Source organism: Pseudomonadales bacterium (assembly GCA_041395945.1).
Classification (GTDB): Bacteria; Pseudomonadota; Gammaproteobacteria; order Pseudomonadales; family Azotimanducaceae; genus SZUA-309.
The window spans coordinates 253,805-272,818 of the sequence record JAWKZN010000003.1 but is presented as its reverse complement, the minus strand read 5'-3'; the positions used below and the strand labels follow the sequence as shown (position 1 = coordinate 272,818).

19 protein-coding genes and 1 other RNA gene are annotated in these 19,014 nt (G+C 63.6%); 13 read left to right on the top strand and 7 right to left on the bottom strand.

The window, feature by feature from the left end; genetic code table 11:
- Nucleotides 1-20: 20 nt before the first annotated feature.
- From ssrS to R3E82_22460, 3 genes are all read right to left on the bottom strand, one after another.
- Nucleotides 21-216, bottom strand: a non-coding RNA gene (ssrS, locus tag R3E82_22470) — 6S RNA.
- A gap of 54 nt (nt 217-270) precedes the next feature.
- Nucleotides 271-582: a cell division protein ZapA gene (locus tag R3E82_22465; protein ID MEZ5553660.1), complete on the bottom strand. Its 312-nt coding sequence runs from the start codon at nt 580-582 to the stop codon at nt 271-273.
- Nucleotides 579-788: a TIGR02449 family protein gene (locus R3E82_22460; GenBank protein ID MEZ5553659.1), complete on the bottom strand. Its 210-nt coding sequence runs from the start codon at nt 786-788 to the stop codon at nt 579-581. Before R3E82_22460 ends, R3E82_22465 begins: the two co-directional genes overlap by 4 nt.
- A gap of 388 nt (nt 789-1,176) precedes the next feature.
- On the opposite strand from R3E82_22460, the gene R3E82_22455 reads away from it, so the two are divergent.
- The 7 genes from R3E82_22455 to gcvPB all read left to right on the top strand — a co-directional run bounded on the left by R3E82_22455 (nt 1,177) and on the right by gcvPB (nt 8,694).
- A complete protein-coding gene (locus R3E82_22455; protein ID MEZ5553658.1) occupies nt 1,177-1,719 on the top strand; it encodes a UPF0149 family protein in 543 nt (180 codons plus the stop codon).
- Entirely contained in the window at nt 1,694-3,025 is a 1,332-nt protein-coding gene (pepP, locus tag R3E82_22450) for a Xaa-Pro aminopeptidase (protein MEZ5553657.1), read from the top strand. Before R3E82_22455 ends, pepP begins: the two co-directional genes overlap by 26 nt.
- The gene (locus R3E82_22445) at nt 3,022-4,200 is read left to right on the top strand and encodes an FAD-dependent oxidoreductase (GenBank protein ID MEZ5553656.1); all 1,179 of its coding nucleotides are present in this window, start codon (nt 3,022-3,024) and stop codon (nt 4,198-4,200) included. The genes pepP and R3E82_22445 overlap by 4 nt, the downstream gene beginning before the upstream one ends.
- Nucleotides 4,201-4,272: 72 nt before the next feature.
- Nucleotides 4,273-5,340 carry a glycine cleavage system aminomethyltransferase GcvT gene (gene gcvT, locus R3E82_22440; GenBank protein MEZ5553655.1) on the top strand — a complete coding sequence of 356 codons (1,068 nt, stop codon included), beginning with the start codon at nt 4,273-4,275 and terminating at the stop codon, nt 5,338-5,340.
- A 101-nt stretch (nt 5,341-5,441) separates the two neighbouring features.
- Nucleotides 5,442-5,837, top strand: a complete 396-nt coding sequence (gcvH, locus tag R3E82_22435) for a glycine cleavage system protein GcvH (GenBank protein ID MEZ5553654.1) — start codon at nt 5,442-5,444, stop codon at nt 5,835-5,837.
- On the top strand, nt 5,837-7,186 hold the full coding sequence (gene gcvPA / locus R3E82_22430; GenBank protein ID MEZ5553653.1) for an aminomethyl-transferring glycine dehydrogenase subunit GcvPA: 1,350 nt from the start codon (nt 5,837-5,839) through the stop codon (nt 7,184-7,186). Before gcvH ends, gcvPA begins: the two co-directional genes overlap by 1 nt.
- Nucleotides 7,183-8,694 (top strand): aminomethyl-transferring glycine dehydrogenase subunit GcvPB, encoded by a 1,512-nt coding sequence (gene gcvPB / locus R3E82_22425; protein MEZ5553652.1) that lies wholly within the window; start codon nt 7,183-7,185, stop codon nt 8,692-8,694. The genes gcvPA and gcvPB overlap by 4 nt, the downstream gene beginning before the upstream one ends.
- A gap of 23 nt (nt 8,695-8,717) precedes the next feature.
- Here the strand turns inward: gcvPB and R3E82_22420 are convergent, their stop codons facing one another.
- Together R3E82_22420 and R3E82_22415 are read right to left on the bottom strand one after the other, a co-directional pair.
- Complete coding sequence (locus tag R3E82_22420) at nt 8,718-9,947, bottom strand: VOC family protein (GenBank protein ID MEZ5553651.1); 1,230 nt, start codon at nt 9,945-9,947, stop codon at nt 8,718-8,720.
- 85 nt (nt 9,948-10,032) lie between these two features.
- Nucleotides 10,033-12,180: a thioredoxin domain-containing protein gene (locus R3E82_22415; GenBank protein MEZ5553650.1), complete on the bottom strand. Its 2,148-nt coding sequence runs from the start codon at nt 12,178-12,180 to the stop codon at nt 10,033-10,035.
- Nucleotides 12,181-12,379: 199 nt separating this feature from the next.
- Here R3E82_22415 and R3E82_22410 point away from each other — a divergent pair, with 199 nt between their 5' ends.
- Nucleotides 12,380-12,892: an RNA pyrophosphohydrolase gene (locus R3E82_22410; protein ID MEZ5553649.1), complete on the top strand. Its 513-nt coding sequence runs from the start codon at nt 12,380-12,382 to the stop codon at nt 12,890-12,892.
- Nucleotides 12,893-12,910: 18 nt separating this feature from the next.
- Entirely contained in the window at nt 12,911-15,196 is a 2,286-nt protein-coding gene (gene ptsP, locus R3E82_22405; GenBank protein MEZ5553648.1) for a phosphoenolpyruvate--protein phosphotransferase, read from the top strand.
- 64 nt (nt 15,197-15,260) lie between these two features.
- Here ptsP and R3E82_22400 read toward each other — a convergent pair whose 3' ends face one another.
- Nucleotides 15,261-16,043 (bottom strand): NRDE family protein, encoded by a 783-nt coding sequence (locus R3E82_22400; GenBank protein MEZ5553647.1) that lies wholly within the window; start codon nt 16,041-16,043, stop codon nt 15,261-15,263.
- A 180-nt stretch (nt 16,044-16,223) separates the two neighbouring features.
- Here R3E82_22400 and lgt point away from each other — a divergent pair, with 180 nt between their 5' ends.
- Genes lgt through R3E82_22385 form a run of 3 tightly spaced genes read left to right on the top strand, consistent with a single transcriptional unit; the run spans nt 16,224 to nt 18,474 of the window.
- Nucleotides 16,224-17,057 (top strand): prolipoprotein diacylglyceryl transferase, encoded by an 834-nt coding sequence (lgt, locus tag R3E82_22395; GenBank protein MEZ5553646.1) that lies wholly within the window; start codon nt 16,224-16,226, stop codon nt 17,055-17,057.
- 43 nt (nt 17,058-17,100) lie between these two features.
- Nucleotides 17,101-17,895 carry a thymidylate synthase gene (locus tag R3E82_22390; GenBank protein MEZ5553645.1) on the top strand — a complete coding sequence of 265 codons (795 nt, stop codon included), beginning with the start codon at nt 17,101-17,103 and terminating at the stop codon, nt 17,893-17,895.
- A gap of 36 nt (nt 17,896-17,931) precedes the next feature.
- A complete protein-coding gene (locus R3E82_22385; GenBank protein ID MEZ5553644.1) occupies nt 17,932-18,474 on the top strand; it encodes a dihydrofolate reductase in 543 nt (180 codons plus the stop codon).
- On the opposite strand, the gene R3E82_22380 is transcribed toward R3E82_22385, so the two are convergent.
- The gene (locus tag R3E82_22380; GenBank protein MEZ5553643.1) at nt 18,449-18,754 is read right to left on the bottom strand and encodes a hypothetical protein; all 306 of its coding nucleotides are present in this window, start codon (nt 18,752-18,754) and stop codon (nt 18,449-18,451) included. The genes R3E82_22385 and R3E82_22380 overlap by 26 nt on opposite strands.
- An 18-nt stretch (nt 18,755-18,772) precedes the next feature.
- Between R3E82_22380 and R3E82_22375 the strand changes: the two genes are divergently transcribed.
- A complete protein-coding gene (locus R3E82_22375) occupies nt 18,773-18,910 on the top strand; it encodes a hypothetical protein (GenBank protein MEZ5553642.1) in 138 nt (45 codons plus the stop codon).
- Nucleotides 18,911-19,014: the final 104 nt, after the last annotated feature.

Sequence of the window (19,014 nt, the reverse complement as noted above, 5' to 3'; positions counted from 1 at the left end):
TTCAGCGCAGCAGTGAAAGGTTGTCTCCCGAAATGCCGCTGTCCGGTTAGCCCTGAACCGTCTCGGCTCAAGGCGGAGGCCGAGTGTTGCATCTAAGGCTTCCCGGGTCACACACGAGGTGTGACGACGGACGTGCACACTGACACAAAACCAGGACTCCTTGGGTATCTATAACGGCTCAAGGACAACACCAGCTGGCGCACATCCCAGGAGACAGGATGGAGTATAGCGAAAACGACGCGGCTGACACCGCTTGACATGAGAAGTGGGTTACAGGTTCAGCTGTTTGTGATCTGCAAGTACTCGACCGAGACGCTCGGAAAGCCGGCTGACCTTGGAATCCACCAGTTGCTCTGTGGTATCCACCGCGCGCTTGTTGGACAGATACTCGTTGGTGATGTTGAGTGCCGCCATCACCGCAATGCGATCCATGCCGAACACTTTGCCGGACTGACGGATCGCTGCCATCTGCGCATCGAGATGGCGGGCGGCCGCGTTCAGCGCATCGACCTCTTCCCGCGGACAGGCAACCTGATATTCCTTACCCAGGATCTTCACACTGACGGTGGTGCTATCGCTCATGACTCCTGCTCCAGCGACTTCAGCCGCACAATCATCGATTCGACCCGGCTCTTCGCCAGCTCGTTCTTTTCGATCAGCTTGGCCCGCTCGGTAGTCCAGTTCTGCTGCTGGGCGCGCAGTGCCCGGTTTTCCCGGGACAGCACACCGCACAGCTCGATCAGCTCTTCGACCCGATTTTCCAGCGCAGCCCAGTCGTCGCCAGCCATGCCAATTACTTCTACAAAACGCAAGGGACGATAGTTTGCGGGGAAAATCACAGCATGTGAAGCCACTGAATCGACCGGCGACAGCGCTCGCATCAGGCACTGTTCCGATTGGATCTGCTGGGGTTGTCGGCGTCACAGGGGGTTGCCTGTGCCTCGCGCAGCCGCTCCGCGGTGCCCGCCCTCTGCGGACTTGCCGCCTGTTACCGGCGCCAGGCCGCCGGCAACAGGCGTCAATCCGCTGCCGGTTGGCTGCGCTACACGGCCCAGGTAACCCCCTGTGACGCCGACGCCTCCAGCTGTTTCAGTCGGGCCAGGTGCGCGGGCGAGCGCTGTCGCCGGCCGGTGATCTGGTAGCATGGGCGCCTTCCTTTAATTGGTTTTGTGCATCTTGTCTGATCTGACTGCGCTGGCGATGAATGCCATTGACGGGCCGGTGGCGTCGCTGTCGGTCAGTGAGCTGCATGGGGCCGTGATCGGCATTGCCGTGGGAGATCCGCAGGTGTTTCTGGTGCAGTCTCTGGTCGATCTGCTGGGTGCAGAGGCGCTTGCGGATCAGGAGACGGTGCAGGCGTTTGTCAATGAAGCGGTGGAGGCACTGCACCAGCAGGATTTCAGCTTTACGCCAATGCTGCCCGAGGATGAAGTGCCGCTGGTCGAGCGCCTCGAAGCGCTGGGTGAGTGGACGCAGAGCTTCCTGGCCGGGCTCAGCGCCGGCCTGGAAGGCCGGGACGATGTGTCCTTCGACAGCATGAACGAGCAGGCGAAGGAAATTGTCGCAGACTTCGCGGCGATTGCCGCTGTGGAGGTCGAAGACGATGCCGCCAGCGAGGACGCCGAGGCGGACTTCGTGGAGCTCGAAGAATTCGTAAAGGTTGGCGCGCTGCTGCTGATCAGTCTGCTGAACGATGTCGAACAGAATCCCGAAGAGTGAGTTCAAGCGCCGTCGCACGGCGCTGATGGGCCTGATGGAGCCGGATTCCATTGCGGTGATTCCGGGTGCCGGCCGCAAGCTGCGCAACCGGGACACGGAGTACCTGTTCCGCCAGGACAGCGATTTCCACTATCTGACCGGCTTCGGCGAGCCGGACGCCCTGCTCGTGCTGGCCCCGGGTCGCGCCCATGGGGAGGTGATCCTGTTCTGTCGTGAACGCCATCCCCGGGCAGAACTCTACGACGGCGAGCGCATGGGGCCCGAGCGCGCCGGAGACTGGCTGGAAGTAGACGACGGCTTTCCCATCAGCGATCTCGATGAAATTCTGCCGGGCATGCTCGAAGGCCGGGAGCGCATCTATATCACCCTGGGCGAATATCCGGACTTCGATGAGCGGCTCATGCGCTGGGTGAGCAGCATCCGGGCGCGGGAGTCTGGCGGTGCGATCCCGCCGGGCGAGTTCGTGGCCCTGAAGCATCTGCTGCACGAGCAGCGCCTGTACAAGTCCGCCGCTGAAATCCGGGTGATGCGGGAGGCGGCGCGGATCACCTGTCTGGCCCACGAGCGCGCCATGCGTAACTGCCGGCCGGGCATGAACGAAACCCAGCTGCAGGCCGAACTCATCTACGAGTTCATGCGCCACGGTGCACGCTCCGAGGCCTATCCCAGCATCGTTGGGGGCGGGGAAAACGGCTGTGTATTGCATTACGTGCGCAACGATGCGGTGCTGCGCAAGCCCGATCTGGTGCTGATCGATGCCGGCTGTGAGTTCGAGCATTACGCCGCCGATGTCACCCGCACCTTCCCGGTGAGCGGTCGCTACAGTCGCGCCCAGGCGGCCCTGTACGACATCGTCCTGGAAGCCAACCAGCAGGCCATCGCCGCCTGTCGACCGGGAGTACCCTTCAACGAACCCCACCAGGTGGCCACCCGGGTGATGGTCGACGGTCTGCTCGAACTCGGACTGCTGACCGGCGATGCGGCGCAGATTCTCGAATCCGAAGCCTATCGGCCGCTGTGTCCACACAACACCTCCCACTGGCTCGGCAGTGACGTCCACGATGTCGGCGACTATCGGGTCGACGGTGCCTGGCGGGAACTGGAACCCGGCATGGTGCTGACCATCGAGCCGGGCATCTACATACCCCGCAGCGAGGCGACCGCCCACCTCGCCAGCCGCTGGCAGGGCATCGGCATCCGCATCGAAGACAATGTGCTGATCACCTCCGCAGGCGCCGAGGTCCTCACGGCGGCCGCGCCGAAGGCCAGATCCGATATTGAAGATCTGATGGCAGCATCGGGATGAGTGTGGACCCCGAATACCAGGCGGCCATCGTCGGCGGCGGTCTGGTGGGCGCGGTGGCGGCCCTTTCGCTTGCGCGTCGCGGCTGGTCGGTTCTGCTGCTGGAGCGGTCCCGGCCGGTTCCGGCCGACGGCCGCTTTCTTATGGATGTGCGCAACGTCGCCCTGGCCCCGGCCTCCCAGGCCCTGCTGGCGGCGGTGGGTGTCTGGGCCGAGCTGCAGCCCGCCCCCTATGTACGCATGGAGGTCTGGGAAGAACGGGGCACCGAGGCCATGTCTTTCAGCGCCGCGGAAGTCGGACGCCGGGAACTGGGCTGGATAGTGGAGAACGGCCGCGCGCTGGCCGCCCTGTGGCGGGCACTCGATGTCGAACCCGGCATCCGGCTGGTACTCGGCGAGCGGCTCGAAGCGATCGAGGAGACCGCCGCCGGGATCCGGCTCTGTACCGACGGCGGAACCTACGACGCCCGCCTGCTCATCGGCGTGGATGGTGCCCGATCCACCGTGCGGGAACTCAGCGGTACCCGGCTGGCGACCTTCCCGACCGGCCACGAAGCGCTGGCGACCCTGGTGCGCACCGAGTCACCCCATGAGGGTGTGGCGCTGCAGCGTTTCCTCCTCGATGGCCCCCTCGCCCTGCTGCCCAGCCGCGAGCCAAGTATCAGCTCGGTGGTCTGGTCCCAGTCACCGGACCAGGCAGGGCGCCGTCTCGCCCTGCCGGAGCCGGACTTCTGCACTGAGATCGGCCGCGCCATCGAACATCGTCTGGGCGCCATCGAAGCGGTGGCCGAGCGCCACACCTTCCCCCTCGCCCAGCAGCTGGTCGACGATTTCAACCCGACTCCCCGGGTTCTGCTGCTGGGAGATGCCGCCCGGGTCGTGCACCCCCTGGCCGGCCTGGGCGCGAATATCGGCTTCGAGGATGTCCGCGAGCTGCTGGACGGGGTCGACACCCTGCCCCGGGGCACTGACCCGGGGGCTGCCGGACTCTGGCGCGCCTTCGCCCGGCAGCGGCGCGCCCGCGCCCGGTTCATGCTGAGGCTGATGAGCGGCTTCAAACAGGTCTACGCCGCCGACAGCCCCGCGGCACAGCTGCTGCGCAATGTCGGTGTCGGCTGGCTGAATCGGGCGGCACCCCTGAAACAGCAGTTCATCCGCGAGGCGCTGGGGAGACTCTGATTTAATAGCCAGGCCCCGGCGCTCCCCCGGTCCGCCGGGTCGAAGCTTCCTGAATCTCCACGACAGGCAAACATGAAAAATCGCACAGCCCTCTATGACTCCCACGTCGCCGCCGGCGGCAGGATGGTGGATTTCGCCGGCTGGGAAATGCCCCTGCACTACGGTTCCCAGATCGCCGAGCACCAGGCGGTGCGGGAGCGCTCGGGAATGTTCGACGTCTCCCACATGACGGTGATCGATGTGCAGGGTGCGCGCGCGCTGGATTTCCTGCGCCGGCTGGTTGCCAATGATGTCGGTCGTCTGGAAAGCCCGGGTCGGGCGCTCTATGGCGCCCTGCTCAATCCGGGTGGCGGAGTGGTCGACGATCTCATCGTCTATCGGCGCGCGACCGACTACCGGCTGGTGGTGAATGCGGGTACCCGGGACAAGGTGCTGAAGTGGCTCAATGATCACAACGACGAAGGGGTGGGCTTGTTCGAACGGGATCTTGCCATGGTCGCCCTGCAGGGGCCGGACGCGGTGGGGTTGAGCGGTGAACTCACGGGTGCGGGCGGCATCGATGCGCTGAAGCCCTTCACCTTCCTCGAAGCCGGCGAGCAGATGATTGCGCGCACCGGCTACACGGGTGAGGACGGTGTGGAGGTCATCCTGCCTGGCGCTGCCGCGAAGGCGCTGTGGCAGGCGGCTCTGGCTGCGGGTGTCACACCGGCGGGACTTGCCTGCAGAGACACCCTGCGTCTGGAAGCGGGCCTGAATCTCTATGGTCAGGACATGGATGAGACCACTTCAGCGCTGATTTCCAACCTGGGCTGGACCATTGCCTGGCAGCCGGAGGAGCGGGAATTCATTGGCCGCGCAGCGCTGGCGGCGGAAAAAGCGGCGGGTGTTGCGCAGAAACTCACCGGTCTGGTGATGGAGGGCAAAGGCGTTCTCCGTCACGGCCAGCAGGCCTTCACGAGCGCGGGGGAAGGCACGGTCACCAGTGGTATATTTTCGCCGACGTTGGGGTACAGTATCGCGCTGGCACGCCTGCCCGCAGCCGCGACAGGCAGCGCCGAGGTCGACATCCGCGGGCGTCGGCAGCCGGTGCGCATCGTCAGGCCACCGTTCGTCCGCCACGGCAAACGCGTCTACAAGTAGCCGGTAAATACTTTTGTCAAAGCAGCCGCAGGCAATAGCGGTTAGAAAACCTGCCGGTCCATCCGACCGGTAACAGTGATCATCGAGGGGAAGGTGAAAACATGAGTGAGATTCCAGCAGAGCTGAAATATGCCACCAGCCACGAATGGGCCCGTCTCGAAGACGACGGCACGGTGACCATCGGCATTTCAGATCATGCCCAGGAAGCACTCGGCGACATCGTCTATGTGGAACTGCCCGAGGTGGGCCAGCAGATCTCCGTGCAGTCCGAAGCCGGGGTGGTCGAATCCGTGAAGGCCGCCTCCGACATCTATGCGCCGATCACCGGCACCGTCGTCGCCATCAACGAAGCCCTCGAGGACACCCCGGAGATGGTCAACCAGGATCCCTACGGAGACGGCTGGTTCTTCCGCATGGAACCGGACGATGTCACCGAGCTGGAAGAACTGCTCGACAGTGAAGGCTACAGCGAGGTCTGCGAAGCGGACGAACACTGATGCCCTTCATTCCCCACACGGCGGAAGAAGTTGAATCCATGCTCTCGACCATAGGGGTTGAGAGCATCGACCAGCTCTTCGATGAAATCCCTGCCGGTCTCCGGTCCGGCCGGCTCGCGCGCGTGCCCGCCGGCATCAGTGAGATGGCCATGCTGCGCAAGCTGGGCGAGCGGGCGGCGGCAGATCGTCCTGGACTGTGCTTTCTCGGCGCCGGCAGCTACGACCACCACATCCCGGCCGCGGTCTGGGATCTGACCAGCCGGGGCGAGTTCATGACCGCCTACACGCCCTATCAGGCGGAGGCGAGCCAGGGCACCCTGCAGCTCATCTACGAATTCCAGTCCATGATGACGGCGCTCACCGGGCTCGATGTCTCCAACGCCTCGGTCTACGACGGCGCTTCGGGACTCGCCGAGGCGGTGCTGATGGCCATCCGGGCCAACCGCAAGTCGCCGTCCCGCAGGGTGCTGGTGGCGGCCACCGTGCACCCCCACTACCGCGCGACCCTGGCGAGCATCGTGGCGAGTCAGGGCATCGAGCTCGTGGAAGTGCCGATGACGGCGGCGGGTGTGATCGATCCTGCCGCCCTGGCTGCCCAGGGCGATGCCGCCGCCGTGGTGGTGCAGCAGCCGAACTTCTTCGGTCTGCTCGAGGATGTGGATGCCCTCACCGACGCCGCAGCCGCCCTCGGTGCACTGACCATCGGGGTGGTGAATCCCTTAAGCCTGGCGCTGCTGCAGCCGCCGGGTCAGTGGGGTGCGCAAGGTGCAGACATCGCCTGCGGCGACGGCCAGCCTTTCGGCATTCCCATGGCATCCGGGGGACCCTCCTTCGGCTTCATATGCGCGAAGCAGGCCCTGGTGCGGCAGATGCCGGGGCGCATCATCGGCCGGACGAGCGATCTCGAAGGACGCACCGGGTTTACCCTGACCCTGCAGGCCCGGGAGCAGCACATACGCCGGGGCAAGGCCACGTCGAACATCTGCACCAACCAGGGGCTGCTGGTGACCGCTGCCACCATTCATATGAGCCTGATGGGCAGTGCCGGACTGCTGGCCGTGGCCGAAGCCTGCCATGCCAACACCCGCGCCCTGATCGCAGCACTCACCCGGATTCCCGGGGTGAACGAGCCGTTCACCGGACCTTACTTCCACGAACGGGTATTGCAGCTGCCGGTAGAGGCTGCGGGTGTGGTGGAAAAACTGTTGTCCCGGGGTGTGCTCGGCGGTCTGGCGCTCGGCCCCTGTTACCCCGGGATGGAGAACGCGCTGCTCATCTGCGCCACCGAGCAGCGCACGGCGGACGACATCGAGGTCTATGCGGGTGCCCTGGCGGAGTGTCTGTCATGAGCGGTATCAAACCACCACCGGTGAAGACCATATTCGATCTGGGTGTCACGGGGCGTACGGCGCGGGCGCAGCAGATAGCGTCTGCAGGAGCAGACGTCGCTGCAGGAACATCCACCGCCGCAGAATCCACCGGCGACATCCCGGCCGCCCTGCGCCGCAAAACCCCGCCGCGCCTGCCGGAAGTCTCCGAACTGCAGGCGGTGCGCCATTACACCAATCTTTCGCGCAAGAACTTTTCCATCGACACCCAGTTCTACCCCCTCGGCTCCTGCACCATGAAGTACAACCCGAGAGGCGCGCACAAAGCGGCGAGCCTGCCGGGCTTCCTCGGCAGGCATCCGCTGGCGCCGGAATCGGTGAGCCAGGGCTTCCTCGCCTGCATGTTCGAGCTGCAGGAAATTCTCGGGGATGTCACCGGTATGAAGGGTGTGTCGCTGACTCCGATGGCGGGCGCCCAGGGTGAATTCGCCGGGGTCGCCATGATCCGCGCCTATCACCAGGCCCGGGGCGATCTGGCACGCAACGAGATCATCGTGCCGAACGCGGCCCACGGCACCAATCCGGCCACGGCGGTGATGTGCGGCTACAAGGTTACCGAGGTGCCGGTGGATCGCTCCGGCGACGTGGACCTGGAGGCGCTGAAAGCCGCCGTCGGTCCCCAGACCGCCGGCCTCATGATGACCAACCCCTCTACCTGCGGAGTGTTCGAACGCCGGGTGGAGGCCATTGCGAAGACCGTTCACGATGCGGGCGGTCTGCTCTATTACGATGGTGCAAACCTCAATGCCATTCTCGGCAAGGTGAAGCCGGGTGACATGGGCTTCGATGTGCTGCACATGAATCTGCACAAGACCTTCGCCACCCCCCATGGTGGCGGCGGTCCGGGCGCGGGCCCGGTGGGTGTCGGCTCGCGCCTGCTGCCCTTCCTGCCGCTGCCCATCGTGGGTAAAGAAGGGGAGCGTTTCCGCTGGCTCGGCGCAGCCGACCTGCCCCAGAGCATCGGCCGACTCTCCGGCTTCATGGGCAACACGGGTATCCTGCTGCGGGCGCTGGCTTACGCGCTGATGCTCGGTCGCGATGGCATGCATCGGGTGGGTGAGTACTCCACCCTCAATGCCAACTATCTCGCCCGTCGGCTTGCCGCCGCCGGCTTTGAGCTGGCTTATCCGGACCGGCGTGCGACCCACGAGTTCATCCTGACCTTCAAGAAGGAAGCGAAGACGCTGAATGTCTCCGCGATGGACATCGCCAAACGTCTGCTCGACTACGGTTACCACAGCCCCACCACCTATTTTCCGCTGCTGGTGCCCGAGTGTTTCCTGATCGAGCCGACGGAAACCGAGACCAAGGCGGAACTCGACGGCTTCGCGGATGCGCTGATTGCCATTCTCGAAGAAGCGCGTACTGCACCCGAACTGGTGACCGGCGCACCCCACAGTCTGCCGGTGCGGCGGCTCGATGATGTGAAGGCGGCGCGGGAGCTGGATCTGGCCTGGCAGCCGGGCTGAGGCCGGTATCGGTCGCGCTGCCCCTACCTGATCTGCGGCCCTGCGAACTGCACCTTGATGCCGTCGGGATCGAAGAAAAACACGATGCCGATCTCAGAGCTGCCGCCGATCGGTCCCAGCTGTCTGAAACCCAGCGCATTCATCGTCGCGACCGTCGCGGTCAGATCCTTCACATAGAAATTGATCCGGTCGATACCCAGGTGATTGACCGGTGGCGCGTAGGGTGGTGCGTCATCAAAGGGACGCAGCCACCGCCGCAACTGGATCGTCGCACCGTCCGTACCTGCACCGAGGCTGATGTCTTCGCCTTCGAATTCGATTGATCCCTCAAAACCGTGTGCGGCGGCGAAGGCGCCGGAACCTGCCTGGGAGCGGGGCTTCGTTTCGGTAAATCCGAGCAGCCGATAAAACTCCCGCGAGCGTTCGAGATCCGTCACGTTCATGTTGGTGTTGGCGAGCCGCACGAGATTGGCGCCAGGCGTCCGCTTCCCGGCCCCGGGCGCCTCCATCAGTTTGAGAAAAGCGCCGTCCTGGTCTTTGAAAAAAACAAACCGCTCACCGTCGGGTGCGGTAGTCGGCGGTGAAACAAACGCCACATGCTTCGACCTGAGAGAGTCGAATGCGTCATCGAGGTCGGTGGTCGAATAGGTGGCATAGGCCATGCCGATGTGATTCAGCCTGTCGTAGGGAGGCTCGCTGCGATAGGAATCGCCGCGGAACTGTACCGTGTCGACGAAGGGCGGCGTGGGCGGGTTTGTCAGGCTGTGCAGTGACACATGGATCAGGTAGTTGTCCTCGAAGCCCAGAGAGCGTGCGAAGGTCGTGCTCGTCTCCGGTCCGGCCGGATAGATCTCACCGATGAAGCCGAGCGTTGCGTAGAAGGCGCGCTGGCGTTCCATGTCACTGGTGTTGAGCCCGAAATAGCCCTGACGCAGAAGTCCCAGATCGGCCCGGGTGAGTTGGGTGATGCGCACGCCGAGTGAGGCGTCGGACTCGCCGGAAACGCTTATTGCGATGCGGTTCTCCTGCGCCAGGGTCAGCGGTATGACGACCTCTCCATCGCCCTGGAGCTGCTGCGGTGCGCCGATGTTCTGGTCGTTGATGCTGATCCGCGCGTTATCGATGCCGCGCATCTGAAGTACCAGCCTGGCGTTACCGTCGATGGCCTTGAATGTAGCAGAGTGGTTTGTCGGCTTGCCGCGTGCGCAGGTGTAGGTACTCGGTCCGAAACGCGTGAGGTTGGCTTCATGCATAAGAGGGTTTTTCTCGCGCTCTCTTACAGCGAAGTTGATGAAAGCAGACTTAATCAGTTCGTCTGCCGAGATGGGTGAATACTCCTCAACCGCAGACCTTCTTCAACTCCTCCACAGACTCGATCGGCAGCGAGCAGGACATCCCTTCACACCGATAGGCCACCGTCCGGTTGCGCAGATCGGCGCTGGTCAGGCGCGGCAGGTAGGCGGGCAGGGTGCGGTTGTCTTCGTAGGCGATGGCGAAACTCGAACGCCAGGGTTTGTAGCCGCTGCGGGTTACCGCGAGCCAGGGAGCGAGCTGGTCGGCGGGCCCGCGGATGATGATCTGCTCCGGTCCGCGCAGTTCCAGTTCCAGTGCCGAGATCAGTGAGCAGTGCCCGGCGGGAAACTGGGTCATCTTGCCCTTGGCCCAGTCCAGGGTCGCCGCCGCCGTCTCCAGATAACGGGTCTCGCCGAACAGATGCCCGAGCTCCATCAGCACCTGGGCCATGACGCCGTTGCCGGGTGGCTGGGCGTCGTCCAGGGTCGGCTTGGGCCGGTAGATGAGGCGTTCGTGCGTGTGTGCGGTAAAGAAGAAGCCGCCCTGTTCGGTGTCGTAGAACTGCTCGATCACCGCATCCGCCAGGGCACGGGCGAAGGCGGCGTCCGTCTCCCGCCAGCGGGCGCCGAGCAGGGTGAGCAGACCGTTGAGCAGGTTGGCGTAATCGTCCAGATAACCGGGATGACGCGCCCGGCCCTGCTGCCAGGTGGCGGACAGGCGCTGGCCGTCCCACAGGCTGGTGCGGATGAAGTCCGCGCACTCGCAGGCCCGATCGATCCACGAAGGCTCATCGAGCACCATCCCAGCCCGGGCGAGACCGCGGATGGTCAGACCGTTCCAGCTGGTGAGGATCTTGTCGTCGAGGCCCGGTCGCGGTCGCAGATCCCGCTCGGCCAGCATCTTGCTCCGGGCGCTGGCGAGCGCGGCGTCGGCTTCGGCCCTGGGGAGTGACAGTCGCTCGACCACCGAGCGCCAGGCATCGTGGCGATGCAGGTTCCAGCGCCCTTCGAAGTTGGCCGGTTTGTCGACTCCGTAGAGGGTCTCCACGATCAGATACTCGGTCTCATCGAGCAGCCGTTTCAGCTGGTCGCGCCGCCAGAGATAGAAGAGCCCCTCTCCCCCTTCCGAATCCGCATCGAGTGCCGCGTAGAAACCACCGCCGGTGTGCCGCATCTCTCGCAGCAGCCACTCGGTGGTTTCCCGCACGGCCTGGCTGAACAGCTCATCGGGACCGATGCGCAGCGCATCGGCATAGAGCGCGAGCAGCTGGGCATTGTCGTAGAGCATTTTTTCGAAGTGGGGAATCATCCATTTGCGATCGGTGGCGTAGCGGAAGAAACCGCCGCCGACGTGATCGTAGATACCACCCCGGGCCATACGGGTCAGGGACGTCATCACCATGTCCAGACATTCCCGGTTGCGGTCGGCAAACGCCCAGTGGCGCAGCAGCCGGTCCACCGTGCTCGGCATCGGAAACTTGGGCGCGGTGCCGAAGCCGCCTTCGGCGCTGTCGTACTGCTGTTTGAGACTTTCCAGCGCAGCGTCGATCAGCACCCGGTCCGCCTTGCTGCGTTCGTCGCTGGTCAGGGATTCGTAGCCTTCGATTGCGGCACTGCCACCGCTGTGTTCGATCTCGTCCAGCACCTTTTTCAGGCGCTCGCTCTGTTCGTTGAGCTCCTCGCGCCGGGTCGTGTAGGTCTCGCTGATGCGCATGAGCAGATCCACGAAACCGGGCAGCTGGTGGCGCGGCGTCTTCGGAAAATAGGTGCCGCCGAAGAAGGGCATCAGGGTTTCCGGGTCGAGGAACATGGTCAGCGGCCAGCCGCCCGTCTGCTGGGTGAGCACCTGGTGGGCGAGCTGGTAGACCTTGTCCAGGTCCGGTCGCTCTTCCCGATCGACCTTGATGTTCACGAAGTGCTCGTTCATCACCCGTGCCGTGGCCGCATCCTCGAAGGATTCGTGGGCCATCACATGGCACCAGTGGCAGCTCGAGTAGCCGACGGACAGGAGAATGGGTTTACCGCTGTGCCGGGCCAGCGCCAGGGCGGCTGCGTCCCAGGGCTGCCAGTCCACCGGGTTATCGGCGTGCTGGCGCAGGTAGGGGCTGGTTTCTCCGCCAAGTCGGTTGCTCACCGGCCGTGCGTCCGCTGCGCGGGTGTCCACAGGGCGGGTGTCCACAGGGCGGGTGTCCACAGGGTGTGTGTCCGCAAGGCGGGTGCCCGCAAGGCGGGTGCCTTTAAGGTGCGGGTCCTCAGGCTGTTGACCACGAAAAATCCCTCAAGACTTCTGATCGATGAAGTCGCTATCCTGCCATCGAGGGGCGCTGGTTGGTAATTTTTCCCCCATTAGGGTTCAATCATCGCGATTCAATCTAATCGGGAACCCTGTTGTCGTGGTCGATGCAGACGGCTTTCGTCCCAATGTCGGCATAGTTCTGACCAATGATCAGGGCCGAGTGCTGTGGGCGCGCCGGGTAGGCGGCCACGATGCCTGGCAGTTTCCCCAGGGCGGTATCAAAGCGAAGGAATCCGTCGAAGATGCGCTGTACCGGGAGCTGTTCGAAGAGGTCGGGCTGGAGCGCGACCACGTCGAAGTACTGGCCTGTACCAGCGGCTGGCTGCGCTACCGCATTCCGCAGCACATGCGCAGATACAACTCCACCCCCGGTTTTCAGGGCCAGAAGCAGAAGTGGTTTCTGCTGCGCATTCTTGGCGAGGATCGACTGGTGGACGTGGAAAGAGCAGACAAGCCGGAATTCGATCACTGGTGCTGGGTCAGTTACTGGTATCCGGTCAGCCAGGTGGTGGATTTCAAGCGCGACGTCTACCGGCGGGCGCTGAAGGAACTTGCCCCCCATCTACCGGCGGGTGATGAGCTGCCCGCATTGCAACACCGCCAGTATTGACCGGCTCCGGTTAACAGGATGCTCAGCATTTTGCGCAGAATCGTGGAAGACGTCGCCAGAGCGTCGACGTTCAACGAAGCGCTGAGCCTGCTCGTACACGACATCCGCAAGGCGCTCGGCACGGAGGTCTGCTCGGTCTACCTGATGGAACCCCAGGGCGAGCAGCTGATGTGCGCGGCTAATGAAGGTTTCAACAAAGTGTCTGCCGGTCAACTCCGGCTCGGCCGCAAGTCGAGCCTGGTGGGGCTCGTGGCGGAACGGTCAGAACCCATCAACCTCGACAACGCCACCCTGCACCCTCGCTTTCATCTGGTGCCTGAACTCGGTGAGGAATCCTTCAATGCCTTTCTCGGTGTGCCGGTCGTGCATCACCGGCGCGTGCTCGGTGTGCTGGTGGTACAGCAGCGCGAACGCCGCAAATTCGATGAAAGCGAAGAGGCGTTCCTGGTCACCCTGTCCGCACAGCTCGCCACCATCATCGCCCACGCGGAAGCCACCGGTGACATGGCCAAGCTCTTCCATGGCAGCATCGAACCGGCCCTGGAGCGGGCGGATGCGATGTTCCGGGGCGTGGGCGGTACTCCGGGTGTCTGTCTGGGTACCGCGGTAGTCGTGCACCCCGAGGCAAGCCTGGAGTCGGTGGGCGAGAAGATGGTCGAGGATGTGACCCTCGAACTGCAGATTTTCGATCGGGCGGTGGAATCGGTCCGCAACGACATGACGCGGATCATGGAGCAGTTTTCTGCCAGCCTGCCGCCGGAAGAACTGGCGCTGTTCGACGTTTATCTGCACATGCTCGACGATAATGCGCTTTCCGGTGATATCCGCAACCGGATCCGCAAAGGTTCCTGGGCCCAGGGCGCGCTCAAACAGGTGATCCACGAACACCTGCGCCGTTTCGAAGAGATGGAAGACGCCTACCTGCGCGAGCGGGGGGCGGACGTGAAGGATCTGGGCCTGCGGGTGCTGGCCTATCTGCAGGACATCCGCTCGAAGAAGACCTACTTTCCCGACGACACCGTGCTGGTGGGAGATGAGGTCACCCCCGGCATGCTGGCCAACATCCCGGCGGGTAAGCTCAAAGGTATAGTGTCCGTGCGCGGCAGTGTGAATTCTCACGTTGCCATTCTGGCCCAGGCCCTCGACATACCCGCGGTCATGGGTGCGGTCGACCTGCCGATCCTCCACATCGACAGCCAGCGGATGATCGTGGATGGCTTCTACGGCGAGGTGTACTGCAACCCGTCACCGGGTCTCATCGAGCACTACCGGACCTTTGCCGATGGCGAACGCGCATTCGCCACCGAGCTGGAAGATCTCAAGGACCTGCACGGGGTCACCCTGGATGGTGCGCGCATCGGGCTCTGGGTGAATATCGGACTGACCGGCGACATTTCCCGCTCGCTGGATCGGGGCGCGGAAGGCATAGGCCTGTTCCGCACCGAGATACCCTTCATGACCAAGGAGCGCTTCCCGAGTGAGGAAGAGCAGCGGGTCATCTACCGGGAGCACATGGTGGCCTTCGAACCGCGACCGGTGACCATGCGCACTCTGGACATCGGCGGTGACAAGGCGCTTTCCTACTTCCCGATTGTCGAAGACAATCCCTTTCTCGGCTGGCGCGGCATCCGCATCACCCTCGATCATCCGGAGATTTTCATGGTGCAGGCGCGCGCCATGATCAAGGCCAACGCAGGGCTCAAGGGCGAGTTGCGCATCATGCTGCCCATGATCTCGAGCATCAGCGAGGTGAGTGAAGCCAGAGGACTGATCGAGCGCGCCTACGCAGAAGTCATCGAAGAAGGCATTGATGTGAAGCCGCCCCTGGTGGGTGTGATGGTGGAGGTGCCCGCCGCCGTCTACCAGGCGAATCGGCTGGCCAGCATGGTGGATTTTCTCGCGGTGGGCTCCAATGATCTCACCCAGTACATGCTCGCCGTCGACCGCAACAACCCGAGAGTGGCGAGCCTCTATCAGGACACGCACCCTGCCGTGCTGCACGCACTGCGCGAGGTGGCCCGTGCTGCGCACAAGGAACAGAAATATGTGGGCATCTGCGGGGAGCTGGCCGGCACGCCGGTAGGCGCTGTGCTGCTGCTGGCCATGGGCTATCACGTGCTGTCGATGAACGCGACCAACCTGCCGAAGGTGAAGTGGGTGATCCGCAACATCCGCCGCTCGGACGCGCGGCGCATGCTCGCCCGGGTACTGAAAATGGATACGGCCCAGGAAATTCAGTATTTCATGCGCAAGCAGCTCGCCGAAGCCGGACTGGCCCGGGTGATGCCTGGCCATCACCGTTAGCAGCCTGCCAGCGTACCTCTGCACAAGTAGCAACGGCGCGGCGACGTGCCCTGAATGCCTTGACTCACTCCCGCTCAGCGGCCGGCCGGCCAGTCTGCAAACGGTATGAGGTGCGCGCTCCCGGCACGCCCCGGGCAGCGTAGCTCTGCTCGGTAAAACGGATTTCATCCCCTTCGAAGATCACCGCGGTACTCGCCCGGGTGCCATAGTCATCACCGCGGATAAAGCAGGGCGCGACACGCCTTTCGAGTTCGATGGGTCTGCCCCGGTGCGGCAGTTCGCTGTCGGGTGGCTGGCTTTCGTCGCCCAGCAGCCGGATGAGCGCATCGTCGCAGGCGTCCGCCTCGAGGAGGCGGGTCAGGGCAGCCGTGCCCCCGACCACTTTCGGCCAGGTGGCACCGAGTTCTGCATTGGTGAGGCCATACACACCGGCACCGAGGTCCTCGGTGAATCCCCTGTTGCAGGTGTAGACGAGACTGCGGCCATCGAACAGCAGCAGATTGAATCCCCGGTAATCGTGTCCGTGTACCTGACGGGCAAAATCGTGCGCACTGTCGCTGCCTTTCAGAAAGGCTTCCACCAGCTCCCCTCTTGACCTCAACTCCCGGTCCGCTGCGGTACCTGCGGGTCCTTCCTCGGCGAAGTTGGTGACGGTGGCGAAACGGCCCTGGCGGGTAACACCCAGCCAGGTGCCGCCGGCGGTCAGATCCCGGCCGGCGAGCAGATGAGGCGAATCTTCCCAGTGGTGTGCGCCAAGGGCGGGTCGGGCGTAGAATTCATCGCGGTTCGCTGCAACGACCAGGGGCCGGTGAGAACCCGGCTGATAAGCGAACAGAACGAGACACATAGAATCACACCACAGGCCGGTGGTCGAAGCCGCCGTACTGGCGGACCGCGTCGGCGGGCGAGTGTAGCAAATCCGTCCCGAGGCAGGGTATCAGCGATGCTGGCAGCCTGAGCGACAACCAGCCGATGGACAGCAGGGGATTCGCAACAGACGCCACCCAACAACGAGTAAGGGATCTGAATGCATTATCCGTCCATCGACCCGGTGATTTTCTCTTTCGGGCCCCTGTCTGTGCGCTGGTATGGCGTGGCCTACCTCTGCGCCTTTGCCGCCTGCTGGTACCTGGGCAACCGCCGGGCTGCGCAACCCGGCAGCGGCTGGACGGCTCAGGCGGTTTCCGACGTGGTGTTCTATGGCGCCGTGGGTGCGGTACTCGGCGGACGGGTGGGCTATGTGTTCTTTTACGGATTTGATCAGTTTCTGCGGGATCCGCTGTGGCTGCTGCGCATCTGGGATGGCGGCATGTCGTTCCACGGCGGTCTCATCGGCGGCATGCTGGCACTGTGGTGGTTTGGCCGTCACACCCGGCGCAGTTTTCTGCAGGTGAGCGACTTTGTGGTACCCCTGGTGCCGCTGGGGCTGGGGCTGGGCCGGCTCGGTAATTTCGCCAATACCGAACTGCCCGGACGGATGACCGACTCGATCTTCGGCGTGATCTATCCCTGTGCGGCCGATGCCATCCGCAACATCAACCCGCTCTGCACAGGTGCCTGGGAATCCTTTGCCCGCCATCCCTCGCCCCTCTATCAGGCGTTTGCGGAAGGCCTGGTGCTGTTCGCGGTGGTCTGGCTGTATTCCCGGCAGAAACGTCCGCTGGGGGCGGTGTCCGGTGTATTTCTTGCGAGCTACGGCGTGCTGCGGCTCTGCACCGAGTACTTCCGGCAGCCGGACAGCCATCTGGGTTTCATTGCCCTGGATTTTCTGACGATGGGGCAGCTGCTCTCGATCCCGATGATCATCGTTGGTATTCTGCTGTTCCTCTACGGCAGGCGCCTGCAAACGGCTGCTGCCTGAGGATTCCGGCACCAGCAGCAAGCCTCTTCAACCGGCCGACAGCATGAAACAGTACCTCGATCTGATGCGCCATGTGCGCAGCAGCGGCACCTACAAATCCGACCGCACGGGAACCGGGACGTACAGCGTATTCGGCCATCAGATGCGCTTCGATCTGCAGGCGGGGTTCCCGCTGGTCACGACCAAGAAAGTGGCAATGCGCCTGATCATTCACGAACTGCTGTGGTTCCTGCAGGGTGCAACCAACATCCGCTATCTGCTCGACAATAACGTGCATATCTGGGATGAGTGGGCGGACGAAAACGGCGATCTCGGCCCGGTGTACGGGTCCCAGTGGCGCAGCTGGCCGACGCCGGAAGGTGGCACCATCGACCAGATCGCGAAAGTCGTGCACTCGATCCGTACCAATCCGGATTCCCGTCGCCACATTGTGAGTGCCTGGAACGTTGCGGAGGTGGACTCCATGGCGCTGCCACCCTGCCACACGCTGTTCCAGTTCTATGTTGCGGACGGTCGCCTGTCCTGCCAGCTCTATCAGCGCAGCGCGGACATCTTCCTGGGCGTGCCCTTCAACATCGCCTCCTACGCCCTGCTCACCCAGATGGTGGCCCAGGTCTGTGACCTCGAGCCGGGCGACTTTGTGCACACCTTCGGCGATGCCCATCTGTACTCGAATCATCTGCAGCAGGCGGACGAACAGCTCACCCGCCTGCCCATGCCGCTGCCCCGGGTGCGTCTGAATCCGCAGGTCAAAGACATCTTTGCTTTCAGTATCGACGACATCGAACTCATCGACTACCGCAGCCACGGTGCTATCAAGGCGCCCATTGCGGTATAGGGAGATTCTGATCCGGTACCCCGGTACTTCCTGTCGATGAAGATTTCCCTGATCTGGGCGATGGCGGCCAACGGCGTAATCGGCGCAGGCGGCAAGCTGCCCTGGCGGCTGCCGAAGGATCTGCAGTTCTTCATGGCGGTGACCCTGGGGAAACCCGTGATCATGGGCCGCAGGACCTTCGAGACACTCAGAGCCCCGCTGCCCGGGCGAACCAACATCGTTCTCACCCGGGCGGCCGATTACAGACCGGCGGGCGCGCCGGACCAGGTCAAGGTCGTGACAAACTTCGCCCAGGCGCTGCGAATCGCCGATGCCCAGTGCCGCCTCGATGGCAGCAGCGAGATCATGGTGGCGGGTGGCGCGGACGTGTATCGCCTCGGACTCGCGGTGGCCACCCGTCTCTACGTTACCCGGGTGGACGCGAGCCCCGCAGGTGACACAGTCTTTCCCGAAGTGGACTGGTCGCGCTGGCGCGAAACCAGTACCGAGAAATTTCCGGCAGACGAGCGCCACAGCGCATCTTTCACGATCTCCATCTACGACCGGGCAGACGTCAGTTCTGCGCCAGCAGCTGACTGATGCGCCTGCCATCACAAGGCAGTTCACGCCAGCTCGAGCGGGGCAGTGGTTGTGCGCCGGCCGGTTTCAGCGCGAGGATCTCCGGCACGCCGCTGTCCAGCAGCAGCAGCGCGTCGATGCGCGCGTGCATCTGCTGGAACTGAGCGATCTGGGCACCTGCGCGATCGAGATCACAGCTGCCGCGATCGAGATCCCGGAGCAGCTGTGCGACGAAGTCTGCTGCGAGGGCGCTGACACGGAACAGGCGCAGACGGCCCTGCCAGTCGAGCATTTCCAGCATCAGGGCCGAACCGCATTCATGGCAGTGTGCGATGGCGTCGGTAAAGCCGAGGTGATCATCGAGGACCCGATCTATGACCAGCGGATACCGTCCGGGTTGAAGATGCTGACAGACATTCATAATTTCAAAGGTGCACTGGATGCGCCGGCTGATTGAGCTTGATACTTAATCAGAGGTTCCCTAGTGTCCAGCCGGACCTGAGGTCAGACTGATTCTGTCCGGTACGGGTTGATGAGCATACGCGAACCGGGCAGCAGGAG

What these genes read in the sequence shown, in the direction of transcription:
- R3E82_22465 (MEZ5553660.1), bottom strand. Translation starts at nt 582, where the DNA reads ATGAGCGATAGCACCACCGTCAGTGTGAAGATCCTGGGTAAGGAATAT.
- R3E82_22460 (MEZ5553659.1), bottom strand. Translation starts at nt 788, where the DNA reads ATGGCTGGCGACGACTGGGCTGCGCTGGAAAATCGGGTCGAAGAGCTG.
- pepP (MEZ5553657.1), top strand. Translation starts at nt 1,694, where the DNA reads ATGTCGAACAGAATCCCGAAGAGTGAGTTCAAGCGCCGTCGCACGGCG.
- R3E82_22445 (MEZ5553656.1), top strand. Translation starts at nt 3,022, where the DNA reads ATGAGTGTGGACCCCGAATACCAGGCGGCCATCGTCGGCGGCGGTCTG.
- gcvT (MEZ5553655.1), top strand. Translation starts at nt 4,273, where the DNA reads ATGAAAAATCGCACAGCCCTCTATGACTCCCACGTCGCCGCCGGCGGC.
- gcvH (MEZ5553654.1), top strand. Translation starts at nt 5,442, where the DNA reads ATGAGTGAGATTCCAGCAGAGCTGAAATATGCCACCAGCCACGAATGG.
- gcvPA (MEZ5553653.1), top strand. Translation starts at nt 5,837, where the DNA reads ATGCCCTTCATTCCCCACACGGCGGAAGAAGTTGAATCCATGCTCTCG.
- gcvPB (MEZ5553652.1), top strand. Translation starts at nt 7,183, where the DNA reads ATGAGCGGTATCAAACCACCACCGGTGAAGACCATATTCGATCTGGGT.
- R3E82_22420 (MEZ5553651.1), bottom strand. Translation starts at nt 9,947, where the DNA reads ATGCATGAAGCCAACCTCACGCGTTTCGGACCGAGTACCTACACCTGC.
- ptsP (MEZ5553648.1), top strand. Translation starts at nt 12,911, where the DNA reads ATGCTCAGCATTTTGCGCAGAATCGTGGAAGACGTCGCCAGAGCGTCG.
- R3E82_22400 (MEZ5553647.1), bottom strand. Translation starts at nt 16,043, where the DNA reads ATGTGTCTCGTTCTGTTCGCTTATCAGCCGGGTTCTCACCGGCCCCTG.
- lgt (MEZ5553646.1), top strand. Translation starts at nt 16,224, where the DNA reads ATGCATTATCCGTCCATCGACCCGGTGATTTTCTCTTTCGGGCCCCTG.
- R3E82_22390 (MEZ5553645.1), top strand. Translation starts at nt 17,101, where the DNA reads ATGAAACAGTACCTCGATCTGATGCGCCATGTGCGCAGCAGCGGCACC.
- R3E82_22385 (MEZ5553644.1), top strand. Translation starts at nt 17,932, where the DNA reads ATGAAGATTTCCCTGATCTGGGCGATGGCGGCCAACGGCGTAATCGGC.
- R3E82_22380 (MEZ5553643.1), bottom strand. Translation starts at nt 18,754, where the DNA reads ATGCTGGAAATGCTCGACTGGCAGGGCCGTCTGCGCCTGTTCCGTGTC.
- R3E82_22375 (MEZ5553642.1), top strand. Translation starts at nt 18,773, where the DNA reads ATGGCAGTGTGCGATGGCGTCGGTAAAGCCGAGGTGATCATCGAGGAC.